Below are 17,352 nucleotides of genomic sequence, written 5' to 3'. Positions count from 1 at the left end.
CGGCGGCGACCGGGCGGTTTTCAGGCGTCTTCGGACCCGAAGTGGTTTACACGTCGTATTTTTGCAACACCGCGCGGGTCAGATTTCGGCTCAGATCCAGCCTTCGTTCAGCCAGGTCCACGATCTCGCGTGAATAGTCATCTTCGCTCATGGACATGAGGGCGCGCCGATCTTCCAGTCCGTTCAGTTCCCGGTCGAAGAGTTGATCGTTGTACTCAAGTGCCGAGGCAAAGTTCTCTCGCAGGTACGTTTCCCAGAACGGCTGTTCTAGCATGCCATCGATCAGTCCGTTGCCCTTTTCCTGGGTGATAATGGTGCTGTAAGCCTCATCGATGGCTTCATCGCTTACATCAGCTATGCCGCGGTGCAGCATGTGATCGGACTGCCAGGGAAGTTCGAGCCGAGGTGCCAGTGCGGTCTGATACGCCTGGTAAATCTCGACTTCCTCCGCTCTGCTTGCGCGCGAGAGTGAGTCCTTGCGGGCGATTTCGTTGACCCGCTCCAGCCGGGTGGCGCCCTTGGCCAGGATCACCAGTTTGCGTTCGACTTCGGCGGCAGAAATCGAGTAATCGTATGCCTGGGCAACCAATGCTTGCATACCCATGATATTGAACACTTCAGTGCTGGCATCGGCACACGTGGTCGGTTCTGCTGCGAGGTTGAACAACCTCTCGCGCAGTTGGCTATTCAGTTCCATGGCATCGATCAGATCCCAGACGCGCCGAGCCAGTTGCAGGCGCGTCGGACCTCCCGTCCGATAGTCGGCAGACTCGGTCAAGCTGTCGATGATCCTGAAAAAACCTTCGGAGTTCGGCTCGTTGATCAGGTTGTCCCAGGCTTCTTCCCGATACGCGCCCAACCCCTCGACCTTCTTGCCCCAAAGCCTGGATTCGTTCGACATCAGCCATTTGGCGCGAGCATTGGCGGCAAGGGGCGCATAGCTATTCTTGTGCGGCAGACCTGCCGCTTCACGATATTTGAACAAGGCCTCACGGTCGGCAACGCGAAGCTGGTCGGGATTGATTCGCGCTCGGGCGATCAGCCACGCCTCTTTCGATTTCGCAACGGCGTCGGGGACGGTATCGATTCCGGTGCCGCGCAGGTCAAGGAAAAAACCGCGAGACCGGTGCTTGTTCAGCAGCCCTTCGGGCCACTCCTTGATGCCGGTGTGAGCAAGGTCGAGGATTTTCAGACGGGGCATGCGTTCGACGTTCGGCGCCTGACCCAGCCGTGGGTTGTGATCGAGTTGCAGGGTTTGCAGCCGGGTCAGGTCGCTGATTTGCATGACCGAGACGTCGTTCAGCGTAATGTCGTTGCCGCTCAGGCGCAGCGTTTCGAGCATCCTCATTTGATCGATTGAATCAGGCACCTGATTCAGGGAACAGTTTCGCGCACTGAGCTGGCGAAGCTGCGCAAAATCCTTCAAAAGCACGCGGGGGGTTGATGGCAGGATCGAATTGTCCAGGTTCAGCGTGGTGATCTGCTTTAGATAGCGTTCCATTTCCTTCGGCAGATCACTCCACCCGCTACGAAGGTTTATCGGTCGGTTTTCGCTGGACAGATCCAGCGTATAACCGCCGTCGTAACGAATGGCGGTTTTGCCGAAGGATCGGGGTTTTCGCTGGAAACATTCCATCAGGCGCTCGGAGACATCAAGGATCTCTCGAGGGGGAGCGATTCCCTCGGAGGGATTGCCGAAGCCATGCTCCCAGACGTTGAGCTGGGTGCGAAGTGCTTGCAGATCGTTATTCAATCTGCTCACAACCTGCAAGCGTTCGGTATTGGAAAGTGGCAGGGAGTTGATGAAGTTGATGCGCTCCCGTTCGCTGAGTGTCGGGTACAGCGCCTGCACGCGTTGATCAAGGGTTTCGGGAGATCTGAACCATTTGAAGCTGTGCAACATGAACACTGTTTCTTGCGTGGGCACTGGCCGAATCGACGGCTTCAACAGCCAATCACGGCGCTCTTGTGCCGCTTCGGTCCGCACGATCAGCCATTTGCGCAACGCCTGCCCCTGGCCGGGCACATAACCCGGTTCGCGGCCGGTTTGCTCGGGTATGACACGTAGTAGCGACTCATACAGATCAAGGGCCTTGAAGAGCTGTCGATGGTGGCCGTCGTGGATTTCGTAACGACCCTGCACGTCACGCAACAGAATCCGCACGTTCGCTGCCTCGGCAGGGCCGACGCTACAACGTAACGGACCTTCAAACGTGCTTTCGCGAATGTCGACGCGAAGGTCGTGGTAGCCGTCGCTTTGCGCGAACAGTGCATTCAAGGCCAGCCTTTCGGTGTCAGGCGACAGGCGTTCTTTCTGGTAGAAGCCCTCGCAGGCCCGGACGGCCTGGGTTTCAAAAGTGTATTCACGGGCACGGGTCTTGAGGCTCAGCGGGAGGCGTTGCTGATTGTCGAGTGCCTCGAGTTCGCGTTTGGCGGTATGAGCCACCAGACGCTCGGCGATCGCAGTGGGCAGCTCCGGGTATTGGCTTTGCAATTGTTGAACGCGTGGGTCCTGGCTGGCTTCGCGAAGTCGATAGGTGGAATCCGAGATCCCGGCGCTGTGCCTTTCAACCTGCTCGGCCAGTCGATCGCGCAAGGCTTGCACCTGTTCTTCCTTCGGCACGTTTGCACCAAGCAGTTGTTCAAGCTGTGCCTCATTCAGAAACGCGGTCAGCCGATCCGGCAGCTTGCCGGCCATCACCTCCCCAAGACTCACGTTCAGCGTGCGATCCGGGCTTGCATCAGGATTGCCATAGGTTCGGGCGGGGCCCTGCAGATCGCGCTGTTGATACACCCTCAAGGCACTGTCGGACGGCCAACCGGGCAAATCGGTAACCTGCTGTTCAAACCAATAGGACGACGGGTCCAGCGGTCTACCGGCGCGGATGTCGGCGCTGGCGGTCTGGATGTCATTGAATGCCCGCTGGCGTTTGAGGGTGTCCTCCAGCAGCAGCGGCGGTGCGGTGTTCTTGGCATGCATGTAGCGCAGCGAGCTTTCGTCCGTGCCGCTGATTTGGCGGATGTCTTCGAGCTGATCAGCACTGAAACCGTCGGTGGAATATCCGATTCGGCGCAGCAGCGTCGCGCTGTCCCATTCTTGCGGATTTTCACCTTCATGGACCCAGGCTCCGCGACTGTTATGCCTCAGTTTCGGCGCATAGGCGTCAGTTCGGCTGGGGTGCTGGACCCGATGCAGGCCGCTGTCCGGATCGTGGCGGACCTCGAAATACCTGCCGTCGAGCGGCAGTATTTTTTTGCCCGCATGCTGATGCAGCCCCAACGCGTCGGGTTTGGAAAGGTCAGGCAGTTGCAGGTTTTTTTGTTCATAAGGTGCGAGGTCCGGGTGCCATAAACGGGTTGTACCGTCACGCACCTGCACCGGTTTCATGCCTTCGACGAGGGGGGAAAGCTTGAGACGAAAGTCATTACCGATGGCGGCACCGGCACCAAACGCAGCCAGTTGAACGACATCGGCCACAACGCCCACCACATGTTCGGCCAGTTCGGTCCATTGCCCGTCAATCAGGTCCAGCACGCCTTCGACGACTTCGGTGGACAGTTGATACGCGGTATAGGCGAGCATGAGTTCACCCAATCCCGGGACGAACGGCGTGAGCACCAGCAGGGCCGCATTGAAAATGTCCGAGATCATTTTCTTGAAGTTGTCCCACCAGACCCAGCGTGCGTCGTCGTCAGCCTTGGCAGTCGACACGGCGATTTCACGGGCGTCGTTGATGATTTTGCTGACCTTCTGCTGGTACAGATGCTGCCAGAGGTTTTTGTCGATGGGCGAAACCCGGAATTCCAGGTTCGGCTTGTCCACGGGCGTTGCCCGCCATGTGGGGCCGGGGTCGAGGCGATCTTTTTCGTGCCATTGCACCACGCTCAGGCGCTGGTCCAGATCGGCGAAAAAATGCCCGCGTTGTTGCTGATCGATGAACTGACTGAAGAACTGCCGATAGTTTCCCCCGAACGACGGGATGGTTCTGTTTTCCCGCAGTTGCCGCGTCAGCTCCTGCACGAACTCAAGCGCCGAGGCATATTCTTTCAGCGGATGCTCGGGGTCGTGGGGAACATAGGCAATCAGCCTGTCGGTGCCACGGCTTTGTCCGGCGACGGCCGTGAACAGCACGATGCCGGTCAAGGACGCGTCCATCATCGAAAGATCAGAGCACTGCATGACTTTGCCGTTCAGCGTGAGGCCCGTTTGCCCGTCGATTATTCCGAGCACGACGTCGAAGGCGTTGGCGCTGATGTCCTTTTTCAACAGTGCCATGTGCGCGGCGGCGCCGAGTACGGCTTTCTGGCTGTGGTTCGCTTTGTGTTCCAGCACCGCTTGTGAGACCGGCTCTCGAGGCACTAAAAAGGTTCTAAGGTATTGGTTGTATCGGGCCCCGACGTCCAATTCCCTGCACAGTTTTTTGAATTGATCGATCGACATCGTTGTTTTTATGGGATTGATGTCGAAATGCCCATTAATATCGGGCTTGCTGATGAAGTCTGAATCGGTGGTGAATGTTTCAGACAGCGCAAAATTGTGCAGCGCCGCATCGAGCAAGGAGACGGTTCGGCTGGCATAACCCAATTGTGTATCAATTACGTACCACGGGTTTTTTTTGGGGAAATAGAGACGCAGGAAGATGGACCTTACATCCTCGTCAATTCCATAAGTTTCTTTCAATTTTGCTTTCAGTAAGGGTTCGGCGAATGCATAAATGTTCTGTAACTTTCCGAATGCCTGATCCGCCTGGTTCAGTGCCGCCCAAGCCTTGAGGTTGGCAGTGTCGAGCGCGTCGTGATCGTCGGCGTGATACCAGTTTTCGATGGTTAAAGATGTTGATTTCAGCGCTAGAGCACGATGTAGCGAGGTGTTTTTAAAGGGAGCGCTGATGCCGCTTGTGATGAATTCATAATGACGGCCCTTGTTTTGATGAGTAACGATTTGAGGGGGTGGCGTAGTTGTATTCAAGTTTGACATCGGAATTTATCTGGTCTGTTTAAATGCAAATAGCGTATCTCGCCAGACTTAAATAAAAAGTCCAAATTGTTTGTGGGTCCTGACCCATTCATGAGTCGCGATGCTTTTGAATTTGAATACAAGTCATAAATAATTATGACCCGCTAACAGTTTGAAAAGGCTATGGCGCTGCCTGTTCAGGCAGCACCGTCAGCGCCGGGCCACTTCAACAGGCAGACACTGCGTATGACTGCCGGGCTGCAGATACGGTGTCAGAATCGGCGCCATCCCTTTGAGCACTTGCACCGGCAGTGCCGAAGTGAATTTGAAGGTTTCGGCCGAGCGCCCGGGCACGAACGCGGTCATGGTGCCGAAGTGGTTGTTACCGATGAAGAACACGAAAGTAGCGGTGCGGTTGATCGACTTCGAGCTGAGGATTCGACCGCCAGAACCAATGGCTTCGATGCGGTTGTCCCCGGTTCCGGTTTTGCCACCCATGCCCAGCGGATTTCCATCCGGCGTGATGAAACTGCCGGAAACGCGCTTCGCCGTACCGGCGTCCACCACTTGTGACAAGGCCTCGCGCATGGCCGTGGCGACTTCCGAAGGCATCACTCGCTTGCCGACATCCGGGTCGTTGATCAGCTTGGTTTCATAGGGCGTATTCGCCGCGAAGTGCAGCGTGTCGATGCGCAACGTCGGCATGCGCACCCCGTCGTTGAGAATGGTGCCGATCAGTTCGGCCAGCGCTGCCGGACGGTCGCCGGAACTGCCGATGGCGGTGGCCAGCGAGGGCACCAAGTGATCGAACGGATAACCGACTTTCTGCCAGCGCTGGTGAATGTCGAGAAACGCTTCGATCTCCAGAATGGTTCGGATGCGGTTGTCACGAGCACCCTTGTGACGGCTCTTGAACAGCCAGCTGTAGACCTCCTGGCGTTCGAACTGGCTGGCTTTGACGATCTGGCTCCACTTGGCATCCGGGTTGTTCAGCAGGTAGCCCATCAGCCACAGATCCAGCGGGTGCACCTTGGCGATAAAGCCTTGGTCCGGCAGGTCGTAAATGCCGGGGCTGTAATTTTCGTAGAGCCGTTGGAGGCGTTCGTCCGTCAGCTTCTCAGTGAGCTTCGTTCCCGAGAGGTGTGAGCGCACGAAGCTGTTGAAGCTTTCCTGGCTGGCTTGTGGCAGCAGATACCGATGCACCGCCGCCATGCGAATCGGCGTCGGACGCATGCTGTCGAGAAAGGTCTCGAGCCGTGCCTGGGTGTCCTTGTTTTTGTACTTCTTCCAGAACTTCAGCAGGAACGACGTGCCTTCCCGGTCGGCGAACGAAGCCAGGTATTCCTGACGCCGGGGATCGCGGTCGTCCTTGAGCAGTTCGGCGCTGCTGTTGGGGCTGGAATAGGTGGTGTAGCGCACCAGATCACGCATCAGCCGGATGAACGGCAGGTTGATCGATTCGCGCAGGGCATCGCGCAAGGTCGGCAGACGGCCGTTGTCTTCCTTGCGAAAGTTGACGAAGGTGTGCAGCCCGCCGCCGGTAAAAAAGGCTTCGCCGGGGCTGGCGGAATATTTGCGGTCCAGCGCGGCGCTCAGCATGGCCGGCAGGTTGCGGTCCTTGTTCTGAATGAGGTAATCGACGGCCCAGCGGCTCAGGCGATCCTGATCCGGGACATCGACTTTCTTCAGTTCCGGGACGGTCATTTCTGCGTACTTATCGTGCAGCTCGGCGATGATTTGCAGATACGTCGTCAGCACGCGCATTTTCGCGGTGGACCCCAGCTCCAGCTTGCTACCCTCGTTGATGTCGAATGGCTGATCGGTGCTGTCAGTCTGCACCCGTACCCGCGAACCGTCCGGGGTCAATTCGAACAGCGTGAAGCTGTAGCGCACTTGCGTGGTACTGGTGGGCGTGAGCAGACGTTCGCCCATCAGGCCGATTTGCGCTGCAAAGGCCGGGTCGGCCAAATGCTTGAGGTATTCGGTGGCCTGGGTTTGCAGGTCGCCTTGCAAGGTGGTGGTGGCCGACAGATCAAGGCGATCGAGGTCGTACAGCGGCCGGTTGAGCAACCCACCCAATCGACTGCGCGCCACACTGATGCCTTTGTTGGTTTCGATCGGTTGAATGGTCGGCTGGGTCTGCCAGTCGCGGTAGGTCACTTTGCTGGCCAGCGCGGCCGCCGCAAACGGTGCATCGATCACATGGTTCTGTGCCAGCAGGCGGATGTGGCTGTCGGTGAGATCGGCCAGTTCGTCACGGCCCTTGGTCAGGTAGTGGGAAGGGCGGCGCTGGGCGATCATCAACGACAGCATCTCACGCAAGGCCAGGCCTTTTTCCGCCATGCTCCCGGGGTCCGTTTCGGTGCTGGCCAAGCGTTCGTTGGCCTTGCTGAAATCGGCGCCGTACCAGACACGCAAGCCTTCGGCCATGCCATGCACTTCACCATGACCCGGCACGGCCGACAGCGGCACGCTGTTGAGGTAATCGCGTACCACGTTTTTGCGTGCCTCAAGGGTTTGCGGTCCGGCCTGATAGGCGCGCACGGTGGCTGAAATCATCTGGCGGATTTTTTCCCCACCCGACATCGTCAAGCCATCAGGTGAGTGGCGGTATTTTTCGAGCTGCGTTGCCAGGGTACTGCCGCCCGCCGACTGGCCAGGGATGTGCAGCGATTTGGCAACCTGCGACCACGCGGCCATGCCGAACCGTGGCCAATCCACGGCGGGGTTGGCCCGGGGTTGACGAGGGTCGAGTAGAAAGCGGTTTTCGATGAACAGCAAACTGTTGACCACCACGGGCGGAATTGCATCAAAGCTTGAATAGAGTTGTTGCGGGTACTTGTACTGATACAACGGTGCCGCCCGGCAATCGGTAATCAGCAACCCCGCCTGGATTTTCTCCGGATAGGGCACGAAAAGGCCTTTGTCGCTGTAGTCCATCAGCGCCTTGGAAAATCGGGTCTGGGCCGAGATGACGTAATCACGCTTGAGCAGGCGTGGCAGGAACTCACCCAGCGAGCTGTAGCCCAGACGCAGATCGAACGGCCCGGCGCCAGGGTAGCGAATGGCGTCGCTGGGGCCGGGTTGTAAATCATATTTCAGGGTCTCGGCAAACTTGCTGATTTCCCGGGATTGAAACTTCGCGGTGCGCATTTCCTTGGCGGCAGCCAGACCCACGACAATGGCGATAATCAACAGCAACAACCAGAAAGCACCCCAGCCGTGTTTGGTGCGACTACGGCGAGGTTTTTCAGGTAAAGGCGCTTCATCCACACGTTCAGTCGGAACCACAGTTTTACTCGAATCGGTTTGCCACAAAGCACCCATAGTCGACTGATCCATTCACGCAGATTGATCGGACTTGTCTGAAGCTTAGTCGGTGGTTGGCGATGGTGAGAGTATTGTGGACAGCCAAATGTCGTGGATCCATTTACACCTGCGGCGAGGCGGGCTTTTGTGGCGAGGGGATTTATCCCCGTTGGGCGGCGCAGCCGCCCCAAACCAGCCCCCATCCTTTCAAAAAGACTGCATTTGAAGGGTCTACGACTGCTGCGCAGCCGAACGGGGATAAATCCCCTCGCCACAATAAATCTCCTCCCCACAGGAAGTTCGTTGCCACAGAAGTGGTGATCGGCGTTACAACCAGCAGGCATCCCAGAGTGGGTAGTCGCCGATTTTTTCTACCAATCCTGCGCGCAATGGGTTGGCAACAATGTAGCGAGCAAATGGCAGGAGATCTTCTCCATCACGGATTGCCCGGTCGTGGTAGCCGGTTTGCCAAAGTGGACCAAGTTGACAGGTCATTTTGTTCACCGCCTGGGTGCAGCGTGCCTTGGTAGCGCCGATGACATTTCCTAGATTGCTGTTTTGCAACTGCATCAGCCAATGAAAGTGATCGGGCATGACAACCCAAGCGATTGAGTCTACGAACGCTAAATCGTGAGCTCGACGCAGTTCTGTAACGAGCAAGCGACCTAATCGCCAATCAGAAAAAATGGGTTGGCGGTCGTGGGTAACTGCGGTGATGAGATAGGCACGACCGATTTCGGAATGTCGGCCGAAGCGCAGACGATGAGAGTTTGGTTGAGTAGGCAATCCATTGCTTCCTTGTGTGGTCGTCGGGTCACGCTTTCAGGCTAGTGCCCATAGGCAAAACCGGGGCTACAACTGTTGAGCGAAAATTCTGTTTCCTGTGAAGGGTGTGGGGTAAGTGCTCTGTGGCGAGGGGATTTATCCCCGTTCGGCTGCGCAGCAGTCGTAAATCCTTCTGTGATTGGTTTGGGGGCGGCTGCGCCACCCAACGGGGATAAATCCCCTCACCACAGGAACTTTTTCACCACAGAGGAACGAGTGGGTCTGAAACGGTGGAAATAGACATCTCGACGGGTAGGTACTGCCTGGCGCTGGAAATCGGCACCCAGGGCAGCCCGTTCGTGATGACCTTCGAGCGTCTGGGCATCAAAACCGCCGCCGGCATCATCAACTTCGTGGTGATCACCGCTGCGCTGTCGTCCTGCAACGGCGGCATTTTCAGCACCGGGCGCATGCTCTACAGCCTGGCGCAGAATGGCCAGGCCCCGGCCGGTTTCGCCAAGACGTCGAACAACGGTGTGCCGCGTCGCGCACTGCTGTTGTCGATTTTCGCCTTGCTTCATGGCGTGCTGCTCAACTACCTGGTGCCTGAGAAAGTCTTCGTCTGGGTGACGGCAATTGCGACCTTCGGCGCAATCTGGACCTGGGTGATGATCCTGCTCGCCCAACTCAAGTTCCGCAAAGGCCTGAGCGCTAGCGAACGGGCCGGCCTGAAATACAAGATGTGGCTGTACCCGGTCAGTTCGTACCTGGCGCTGGCGTTTCTGCTGCTGGTGGTGGGCTTGATGGCGTACTTCCCCGACACTCGCGTAGCGCTGTATGTAGGGCCGGCGTTCCTGGTGTTGCTGACGGTGTTGTTCTACGTATTCAAGCTGCAACCGACGAATGTTTCGCAGGGGGCGGTGCGTTCGGCTTCGTAAGTTGTCTGGCTTGAAATGAAAAAGCCCCGGTCGTCGTGACTGGGGCTTTTGTGTTTCTGAGTGGAAGGATTGGGTGTCTGTTCGGCCGTTTTCGCGGGCAAGCCCGCTCCCACAGGAAGCTGCGTCGAACGTAATATCTGAGTTCGACGCGAAACCTGTGGGAGCGGGCTTGCCCGCGAAGGGGCCTGTTCAGCCGACCCTTTAACTTCAGGTGTACTTACGCTTCTCCGGCGCCGGCGGGAAATACTGATACAACCACGTCTCGCTCAACGTCCGGTCATTGGTGCGGATAAACAACCGCAGCTCCACCGGCTCCACGCTGTCGTTGGTTGGATACCAATCGAAAAGAATCCGGTACCCCTTGATATCATCAAGCACCAGCACGCTGAAATCCTTGACCTCACCGTTGGAGCAAGTGACCACTGGCTCGATGCCCGTGCCTTCAGGCAAACGATCCAGGCCGCCGCCATTGAAATCCACGGCAAACCGGCGTGCCCACACCGGCGGATAATGCTCACCCGGCGCCCAGCCTTCGACGAAGCCGCCCATCCCGGAACGGGTTGCGTTGACCCGCGCCAGCGGCGTACTGACCGGTGGAAGCGCGCTCCAGTAGAGCTTGTAGCCATAGTTCAGTGAATCACCGGCCACCACCGGTTTCTTCGGGGTCCAGAACGCGACGATGTTATCCATGGTTTCGCCGGTCGTAGGAATTTCGAGTAAATCGATAGAGCCTTCGCCCCACGCAGTTGTAGGTTCCACCCACAGGCTCGGACGCTTGCTGTACCAGTCGACCGTGTCCTGATAACTGGCGAATTCGTGATCGGTCTGCACCAGGCCAAAACCCTTCGGGTCGGTGTCGGCGAAAGCGTTGAACTGCAGAGTCGCCGGGTTGTTCAGCGGACGGCAGATCCACTCGCCGTTGCCGCGCCACATCGCCAGGCGATCCGAGTCATGGATCTGCGGGTGGATGGTGTCGCACATGCGTCGCTCATGGGTGCCGCAGCTGAACATGCTGGTCATCGGCGCGATGCCCAATTGTTCTATGGCAGTCCGCGCGTTGATGTGCGCGTCGATGGCCATAACGACCTGACTGGCCTGGCAATCAATGTCGAAGCGGTAGGCGCCGGTAGCGCTTGGCGAGTCCAGCAGGGCGTAGACCACGAAACGGGTGCTGTCCTTGTCCGGTGTCTCGAACCAGAACTTGGTGAAGTCCGGAAACTCCTCACGCTTCTTCGCATAGGTATCCACTGCCAGACCGCGGGCCGACAGACCGTACTGGCCGGTGGCGTCTACCGCGCGAAAGTAACTGGCGCCGAGGAAAGACAACACGTCGTGCCGGTCCAGTTCAGGCGCCTTGAACAGCTTGAACCCGGAAAAACCCAGATCGCCCGTGAGCTGCTTAGTGTCGACCGTGGTTTTTTCATAGTTGAACAGCGAAGGGCGGAAATGCACCTCTCGCGCCAAACGCGTCTTGGGGTCGACGCTGTACATGCGCACCGGTTGCTTGAAACCCATGCCTACATGAAAAAACTGCACATCCAGCTGACCTTTCAAATCCTTCCACAGGGAATGATTGCCGTCGTAGCGGATCGCGTTGAAATTTTGCGGCGTCATCGTCGCCAGCGTCGGCGGCAGCACCTGCTTGGTGTCCTGATAGCGGTTGCCGGCAAGCTGCCTGGCCTGGATTTTCAAGGCTTCGAAATCGAACGCTTGAGCCTCGCCATCAGCCGTACCACCAGCGGCCCAGGCCCGGGCGGCCAGCAGGCCAGAAGCGGACAAACCGGTGTAGGCAGCGATGGCCATGGATGCTTTGAGCAAATTCCTGCGGTGCATAAGTAAAACCTGTCGTGAACAATCCCGTGCCGTTCCTGGCACGTGCTGGATCAGAAATGGAGGTTCGGACATGCCTTCGGCCAAACGCAACGGACTTTAAACAGATGCCAAATAGCTTAAACCGTTCGCTCGCCGAGCAAAAATGATTGATGGCGTGACGACAGTATCGCTATGAAACAAGACATTTCCGAGAAACGTTTCCCACAGACATTTCTGATTTAGAGGGCATTTCTGCTTTTTTCGACTAATTACTCTAAAAATCGCTTTTCAGCGCCAATTTACTTCCTATCCTATGGACATGACCGGTTTCTGCCCTCAGGCCGGTGGGATTCAGTTGGCACGAAATGACCGCTGAAAAAAGGGTAGGGCGATGCGGTTTCTGAAGTTTTCTTTGACGTAGAGAAGGACATCGTCCATGTCGAAAGTACAAGGCATCACTGAAATGTTGGGAATCTTCCCCTGCCTGGGTCTCGGGCGGCGAAGGCGTCGGCTTAATTCCGAAGAGTTGAAGCTGGTGGAGCGGTATCGGGAGTTGTCGGAGAACGACAGGATTGCAATGCGGTATCTGGTGGATGCGATGCGGAGTGTTTCGCGGTTTTGAGTCGAGGTGGTTATCTTGAAAGCCATTTGGCTTTCACGGTGGCCAAGTTGATCAGTTTGCCGGCTTCGGCGTCGGCGATACCGGCTTGAATCGCTTGGTAGTGAGCCGCTGCGTTTTCTTGCTTGATAGTCAGTTGCAGATAATTTTCTGCAAAGGCGCTGTCACTTGAAATCACTTCGACGACATGCAGGCTGCAGATATGTGGTTTGTTCATGACTATCGACTACCCATTGTGGGAGGTGATTGAATAGGTGCATCTAAACCAAGGGGGCGGACTGTGAGGTCTGCCCCTTTTTCATTGGTTTACCCAATCTTCAACTGCAAGTGCCCATAACCGGGAACGGTCGCTGCGCCTGCACCAGATCAGGCATGTCCCGCCATTTGATCCAGGCTGAATGTTGCCAATGTAATAGCGGCACCGAGATCCCGCCCCATTGCAACGAACTCAGGCTTGGAACGTTATCTGCCGACACAGCGTTCGACTCACGCAGCGCAGGTACGACTTCGTTACTCAGCCATTGGCGCAGGTTGCGGTTTTCCGGGACGAAATGGTGGACCAGCAATGCGTACATCCCAGACTCGCTGACCATGAGCGATTCGACCGTTTTGCCGCTCTTCAGCAGCCACACGTATCGGCGTTGATCGGGATCGAGTTTTTGAGTGAGTCGTTGGTCCAGGGGGCGGCCCATCAAGCGTCCGAGGTCCTGAACGCAGAACCAGGCTTGGTTTGCTTGGGTGATGGCGTGGAGGAAGCGGTTGTGGCGGGGGAAGATGCTTGGGGTGAAGCAGGAGAAGGGGGCGTTTTTTGTGTGCTCTGACATGACTTGAATTCCGTTTTGAACTGGAAAGTCACCACCAACCCTTCGACAGGTTGGGTCGCGAACCGAGTGGCGTTCGAAGTCGGGACACTTCCAGGTCAAAACGGAAGCCGAAAGGCCCGCGCCACACGGCCCGCCATAAAGCAGAACTAGAGGTAGAAAAGCAGCCACAGTCCTATGGGGGCACGTAAGCACCGTTCTGACATTTCCCGGCTTCGACTCCGGATCGCTGATTTTGCAGCGACGGGTAAAGCCTATCGGTCAGGCGCTCGCGGTGCCAAGTCTACTCTGGCGACGCTTGTCGTAGGAATGAGAGTCTTTGGTAGAAGGCTTGGTCTGTAGGATTTTCCTTTTTTTCACCGCATGCAAAAAGCCGGCACCTGAGACGCAGTTTTTCCTTTATTTATTCAAATCCATGGAGTCAACGGCAAAAGCTTCACGGTTCGACGGAATGCCGTTCACTTAAAACTATTTTCAGGCGAGCAAGAAATCTGTGGCGAGGGGATTTAGCGAAACGTCGCACCGCCCCGTTCGGCTGCGAAGCAGTCGTAAATCCGGGCAACTCAGACTATTTGAACGGACGCTGGGGCCGTTTCGCGACCCAACGGGGATAAATCCCCTCGCCACAAATGTGGGTGCCCGCTCTTTAAGTGAACAGCATCCCGCGGTTTGACGAGGATTGGATCTGGTTATGGTCGCTGTGCCACGTCTATCTGAACAGGGAGAAAGAATCGATGACCAAAGATGGCGACGAGAAACGTAATGCTTATACCCAAGATCGCTTCGAAGCCGTGCGAGGCAAAGCGGATATCAAGTGGCGTTTGGATGATTTGATGGCTGTGCTGCGAGGTGACGATAAATGCTGTTCGGTAGGTAGAGCTTGCCCCGGGAACTCACCGGACCCCGGGGCAATCAGCCTTACCGACTAACCTTCCAGGCATCCCCCGCCGGCGCCGTCCCACGGTCATACGGTTTAGCCATCAACATATAAACCAACCCCAACCCAATCACGATCGCTGTACTTAACACCATCGCATAGTTGACGTACCACGCCGCATCCGGCGTGCGCGGCCAGGCCATGTTGATGATGGCGGCGACGCCGTAGACCAGCGCGCCAATGTTCACGACCCAGCCCCAGGCACCGAGGGTGAATTTGCCGCTCGGTTCCCAGCCTTTAATCCGTGCATAAAGCGCCGCAAGGACGATCATCTGGAACGCCAGGTAGATGCCGATCGCTGCGAAGCTGACAATGGTGGCCACGGCGTCTTGCAGGAAGAAGCCCAGGATGATGATCAGCGCCGGCAGGACGCCGGAGACGAACAACGCAGCAACCGGAACCTGGGTTGTAGGAGAGATCTTCTTCAGCAGTGAGCTGCCGATGACCATTTCGTCGCGAGCGTAGGAATACAGCAGACGACTCGCCGCGGCTTGCAGGCTGATGACGCAGGAGATGAAGGAAATCATCACCACCCCCATCACCACTTTCGAACCGACCGGACCGAAGGCGTTGCTGAGGATGGTGCCGACCGGGTCTTTGTCGGTGCCGTTGATGACGGCTTGCATGTCCGGTACGGCGAGGATCAGCGCCAGGCAGGCGAACATTGCCGCGACGCCGCCGATGTAGATGGTCATGCGCATGGCCACCGGAATTTGCTTGCTTGGGTTAGGGGTTTCTTCGGCCACGTCGCCGCAGGCCTCGAAGCCGTAGTAGAGGAACATCCCCGCCAGCGAGGCGGTGAGGAAGGCCGGCAGGTAGGAGCCGTTGATGCTGATATCGAAGGTGTTGAACAACACGCTGATCGATTGGTGACGTTCGAAAATCAACAGGTAAACGCCGACGACCACCGCGCCGACCAGTTCGCAGAGGAAGCCGAACATCGCGATGCGCGCCAGCACTTTGGTGCCGCTGAGGTTGACCAGCGTGGCGAACAGCGTCAGCACCAGGGCGATGACGATGTTGGTGTTGTTGCTCGGTTCGAAGCCCATCATCGCGGCCAGGTATGGACCAGCACCGACTGCAACGGCGGCGATGGTCACGCACAGGGCGATGGAGTAGATCCAGCCGACCATCCACGCCCAACGTTTGCCCACCAGACGACGAGCCCACGGGTAGACGCCGCCGGAAATCGGGAACTGCGAAACCACTTCACCGAAGATCAGGCACACCAGCAATTGGCCACAACCGACCAGCAAATAGGCCCAGAACATCGGTGGCCCACCGGCCGCCAGGCAAAGGCCGAAGAGGGTGTAAACCCCTACGACCGGAGAGAGGTAAGTGAAGCCCAGGGCGAAGTTTTCCCACAGGCTCATGCTGCGATTGAAGTTAGAGGTGTAACCCAGCTTGCGGAGTTGCTCGGCATCGCTGTCGACAGCGACTGCAGAGAGGTCGGGTAGTGCGCTCATGGTGTGTTAGCTCCGGAAAATCGGCAGATTTCGGATGTCCGAAACCGTGGCGGGGCCGTGATGGCGCTGCCCGGATCGGTGGTTATTGTTATTTGTGTGGCTTTAAACCTGGTGGTGCGTATTGACGGTTTCTGCCTTGAAACCGAGGTGACGCCTTCGCGAGCAAGCCCGCTCCCACAGGAGGAATGCGATTAACTGTGGGAGCGGCGGTGCGACGATTCGACTTGCTCGCGAAGCCTTTGCTTTTAGTGCTTGAACATCACATGCCGAACCACGGTGTAATCCTCCAGCCCATACATCGACATGTCCTTCCCATAACCGGACAATTTCTGACCGCCATGGGGCATTTCGCTGACCAGCATGAAGTGCGTGTTCACCCAGGTGCAGCCGTACTGCAACCTGGCCGACAGGCGATGCGCGCGGCCGACGTCGGCGGTCCACACCGATGACGCCAGGCCGTAGTCCGAATCGTTGGCCCAGCCCAGCACCTGTGCTTCGTCGGTGAATTGGGTCACCGACACCACCGGCCCGAACACTTCGCGGCGCACGATCTCATCGTCCTGCTGCGCATCGGCCAGCACCGTCGGCTCGAAGAAGAAGCCATTGCCCTCGACCGCCTTGCCGCCGGTGATCAGGCGGATGTGCGATTGCGCCACGGCGCGCTCGACGAACCCGGCCACGCGGTCGCGATGTTGCGCGGTGATCAGCGGCCCCAGCTCGGTCGACGGATCGTCCTGCAGCCCGTACTTGATGCTGCTGACCGCCGCGCCGAGCTTCTCGACGAATTGTTCGTAGATGCCGGCCTGCGCGTAGATGCGGCAGGCAGCGGTGCAATCCTGGCCGGCGTTGTAGAAACCGAAAGTGCGAATGCCTTCAACAGCGGCGTCGATGTCGGCGTCGTCGAAGATGATCACCGGGGCCTTGCCGCCCAGTTCCATGTGCATGCGCTTGACGCTGTCGGCGGTGCTGGAAATGATGTTCGAGCCGGTGGCGATGGAACCGGTCAGCGACACCATGCGCACTTTCGGGTGGGTGACCAGCGGGCTACCGACGGTAGGACCACGGCCGAACACCAGATTGAGCACGCCAGCCGGGAAGATTTCCGACGCCAGTTCGGCCAGACGCAGCGCGGTCAGCGGCGTTTGTTCCGACGGCTTGAGCACCACGGTATTACCGGCAGCGAGGGCCGGGGCGATTTTCCAGGCGACCATCATCAGCGGGTAGTTCCACGGCGCGATCGAGGCGATCACGCCCACCGGGTCGCGGCGGATCATCGAGGTGTGGCCCGGCAGGTATTCACCGCCGGCCGACCCGCTCATGCAGCGACTGGCGCCGGCGAAGAAGCGGAACACGTCGGCAATCGCCGGGATCTCGTCGTTCAGCGCGGCGCTGTAGGGTTTGCCACAGTTGTCCGATTCGAGTTTCGCCAGTTCTTCGCCGTGGGCTTCGATGGCGTCGGCGAGTTTGAGCAGCAGCAGCGAGCGTTCTTTCGGCGGGGTTTGCGACCAGCCTGCAAAGGCAGCGTCGGCAGCACGCACGGCAGCATCGACCTGAGCTTCACTGGCTTCGTTGATTTCCACCAGCACACGGCCGAGGGCCGGGTTGAACACCGGTTGGGCGGGGCCTTCGCCGTCGAGCAGTTGGCCGTTGATCAGGAGTTGGGTTTGCATGGCATTGTCCTCTTCGAATCAATTATTTTTTGCCGGAACCGCCCCTGTAGGAGCGAGC

The 17,352-nt window shown here is 57.8% G+C and carries 9 protein-coding genes and 1 pseudogene; 2 read left to right on the top strand and 8 right to left on the bottom strand.

The features are described from left to right. Positions 1-46: 46 nt before the first annotated feature. The 3 genes from ACYZT9_RS21625 to ACYZT9_RS21615 all read right to left on the bottom strand — a co-directional run bounded on the left by ACYZT9_RS21625 (position 47) and on the right by ACYZT9_RS21615 (position 9,052). On the bottom strand, positions 47-4,978 hold the full coding sequence (locus ACYZT9_RS21625) for an NEL-type E3 ubiquitin ligase domain-containing protein (protein WP_462007335.1): 4,932 nt from the start codon (positions 4,976-4,978) through the stop codon (positions 47-49). A 189-nt stretch (positions 4,979-5,167) separates the two neighbouring features. Beyond that, positions 5,168-8,284 (bottom strand): transglycosylase domain-containing protein, encoded by a 3,117-nt coding sequence (locus ACYZT9_RS21620; protein ID WP_462007334.1) that lies wholly within the window; start codon positions 8,282-8,284, stop codon positions 5,168-5,170. Between the two features lie 309 nt (positions 8,285-8,593). Continuing rightward, on the bottom strand, positions 8,594-9,052 hold the full coding sequence (locus ACYZT9_RS21615) for an REP-associated tyrosine transposase (protein WP_462007333.1): 459 nt from the start codon (positions 9,050-9,052) through the stop codon (positions 8,594-8,596). Positions 9,053-9,363: 311 nt separating this feature from the next. Between ACYZT9_RS21615 and ACYZT9_RS21610 the strand changes: the two are divergent. Then, a pseudogene (locus ACYZT9_RS21610) lies at positions 9,364-9,969 on the top strand (amino acid permease); the annotation flags it as partial. A 207-nt stretch (positions 9,970-10,176) separates the two neighbouring features. On the opposite strand, the gene ACYZT9_RS21605 reads toward ACYZT9_RS21610, so the two are convergent. Beyond that, positions 10,177-11,802 (bottom strand): glucan biosynthesis protein D, encoded by a 1,626-nt coding sequence (locus ACYZT9_RS21605; protein WP_462007332.1) that lies wholly within the window; start codon positions 11,800-11,802, stop codon positions 10,177-10,179. Positions 11,803-12,217: 415 nt separating this feature from the next. On the opposite strand from ACYZT9_RS21605, the gene ACYZT9_RS21600 reads away from it, so the two are divergent. Next, positions 12,218-12,403, top strand: a complete 186-nt coding sequence (locus ACYZT9_RS21600) for a hypothetical protein (protein WP_262167374.1) — start codon at positions 12,218-12,220, stop codon at positions 12,401-12,403. A 10-nt stretch (positions 12,404-12,413) separates the two neighbouring features. On the opposite strand, the gene ACYZT9_RS21595 is transcribed toward ACYZT9_RS21600, so the two are convergent. The 4 genes from ACYZT9_RS21595 to ACYZT9_RS21580 all read right to left on the bottom strand — a co-directional run bounded on the left by ACYZT9_RS21595 (position 12,414) and on the right by ACYZT9_RS21580 (position 17,294). Further along, positions 12,414-12,617, bottom strand: coding sequence for a hypothetical protein (locus tag ACYZT9_RS21595; protein ID WP_462007331.1), 204 nt, complete (start codon positions 12,615-12,617; stop codon positions 12,414-12,416). Positions 12,618-12,717: 100 nt separating this feature from the next. Further along, complete coding sequence (locus tag ACYZT9_RS21590; protein WP_462007330.1) at positions 12,718-13,224, bottom strand: BRO-N domain-containing protein; 507 nt, start codon at positions 13,222-13,224, stop codon at positions 12,718-12,720. A gap of 915 nt (positions 13,225-14,139) precedes the next feature. Continuing rightward, positions 14,140-15,624 (bottom strand): APC family permease, encoded by a 1,485-nt coding sequence (locus ACYZT9_RS21585; RefSeq protein ID WP_462007329.1) that lies wholly within the window; start codon positions 15,622-15,624, stop codon positions 14,140-14,142. A 245-nt stretch (positions 15,625-15,869) separates the two neighbouring features. Beyond that, the gene (locus tag ACYZT9_RS21580) at positions 15,870-17,294 is read right to left on the bottom strand and encodes a gamma-aminobutyraldehyde dehydrogenase (protein WP_462007328.1); all 1,425 of its coding nucleotides are present in this window, start codon (positions 17,292-17,294) and stop codon (positions 15,870-15,872) included. Positions 17,295-17,352: the final 58 nt, after the last annotated feature.

The sequence above is a fragment of the Pseudomonas sp. ZT5P21 genome (genome assembly GCF_054897785.1).
Note: the sequence above shows the minus strand (reverse complement) of the source record. Positions and strands in the feature narration are given on the sequence as shown.

Bases quoted from the DNA above. Each gene is read 5' to 3' on its own strand.
- ACYZT9_RS21625 (WP_462007335.1), bottom strand. From the start codon at position 4,978: ATGTCAAACTTGAATACAACTACGCCACCCCCTCAAATCGTTACTCAT.
- ACYZT9_RS21620 (WP_462007334.1), bottom strand. From the start codon at position 8,284: ATGGGTGCTTTGTGGCAAACCGATTCGAGTAAAACTGTGGTTCCGACT.
- ACYZT9_RS21605 (WP_462007332.1), bottom strand. From the start codon at position 11,802: ATGCACCGCAGGAATTTGCTCAAAGCATCCATGGCCATCGCTGCCTAC.
- ACYZT9_RS21600 (WP_262167374.1), top strand. From the start codon at position 12,218: ATGTCGAAAGTACAAGGCATCACTGAAATGTTGGGAATCTTCCCCTGC.
- ACYZT9_RS21595 (WP_462007331.1), bottom strand. From the start codon at position 12,617: ATGAACAAACCACATATCTGCAGCCTGCATGTCGTCGAAGTGATTTCA.
- ACYZT9_RS21590 (WP_462007330.1), bottom strand. From the start codon at position 13,224: ATGTCAGAGCACACAAAAAACGCCCCCTTCTCCTGCTTCACCCCAAGC.
- ACYZT9_RS21585 (WP_462007329.1), bottom strand. From the start codon at position 15,624: ATGAGCGCACTACCCGACCTCTCTGCAGTCGCTGTCGACAGCGATGCC.
- ACYZT9_RS21580 (WP_462007328.1), bottom strand. From the start codon at position 17,294: ATGCAAACCCAACTCCTGATCAACGGCCAACTGCTCGACGGCGAAGGC.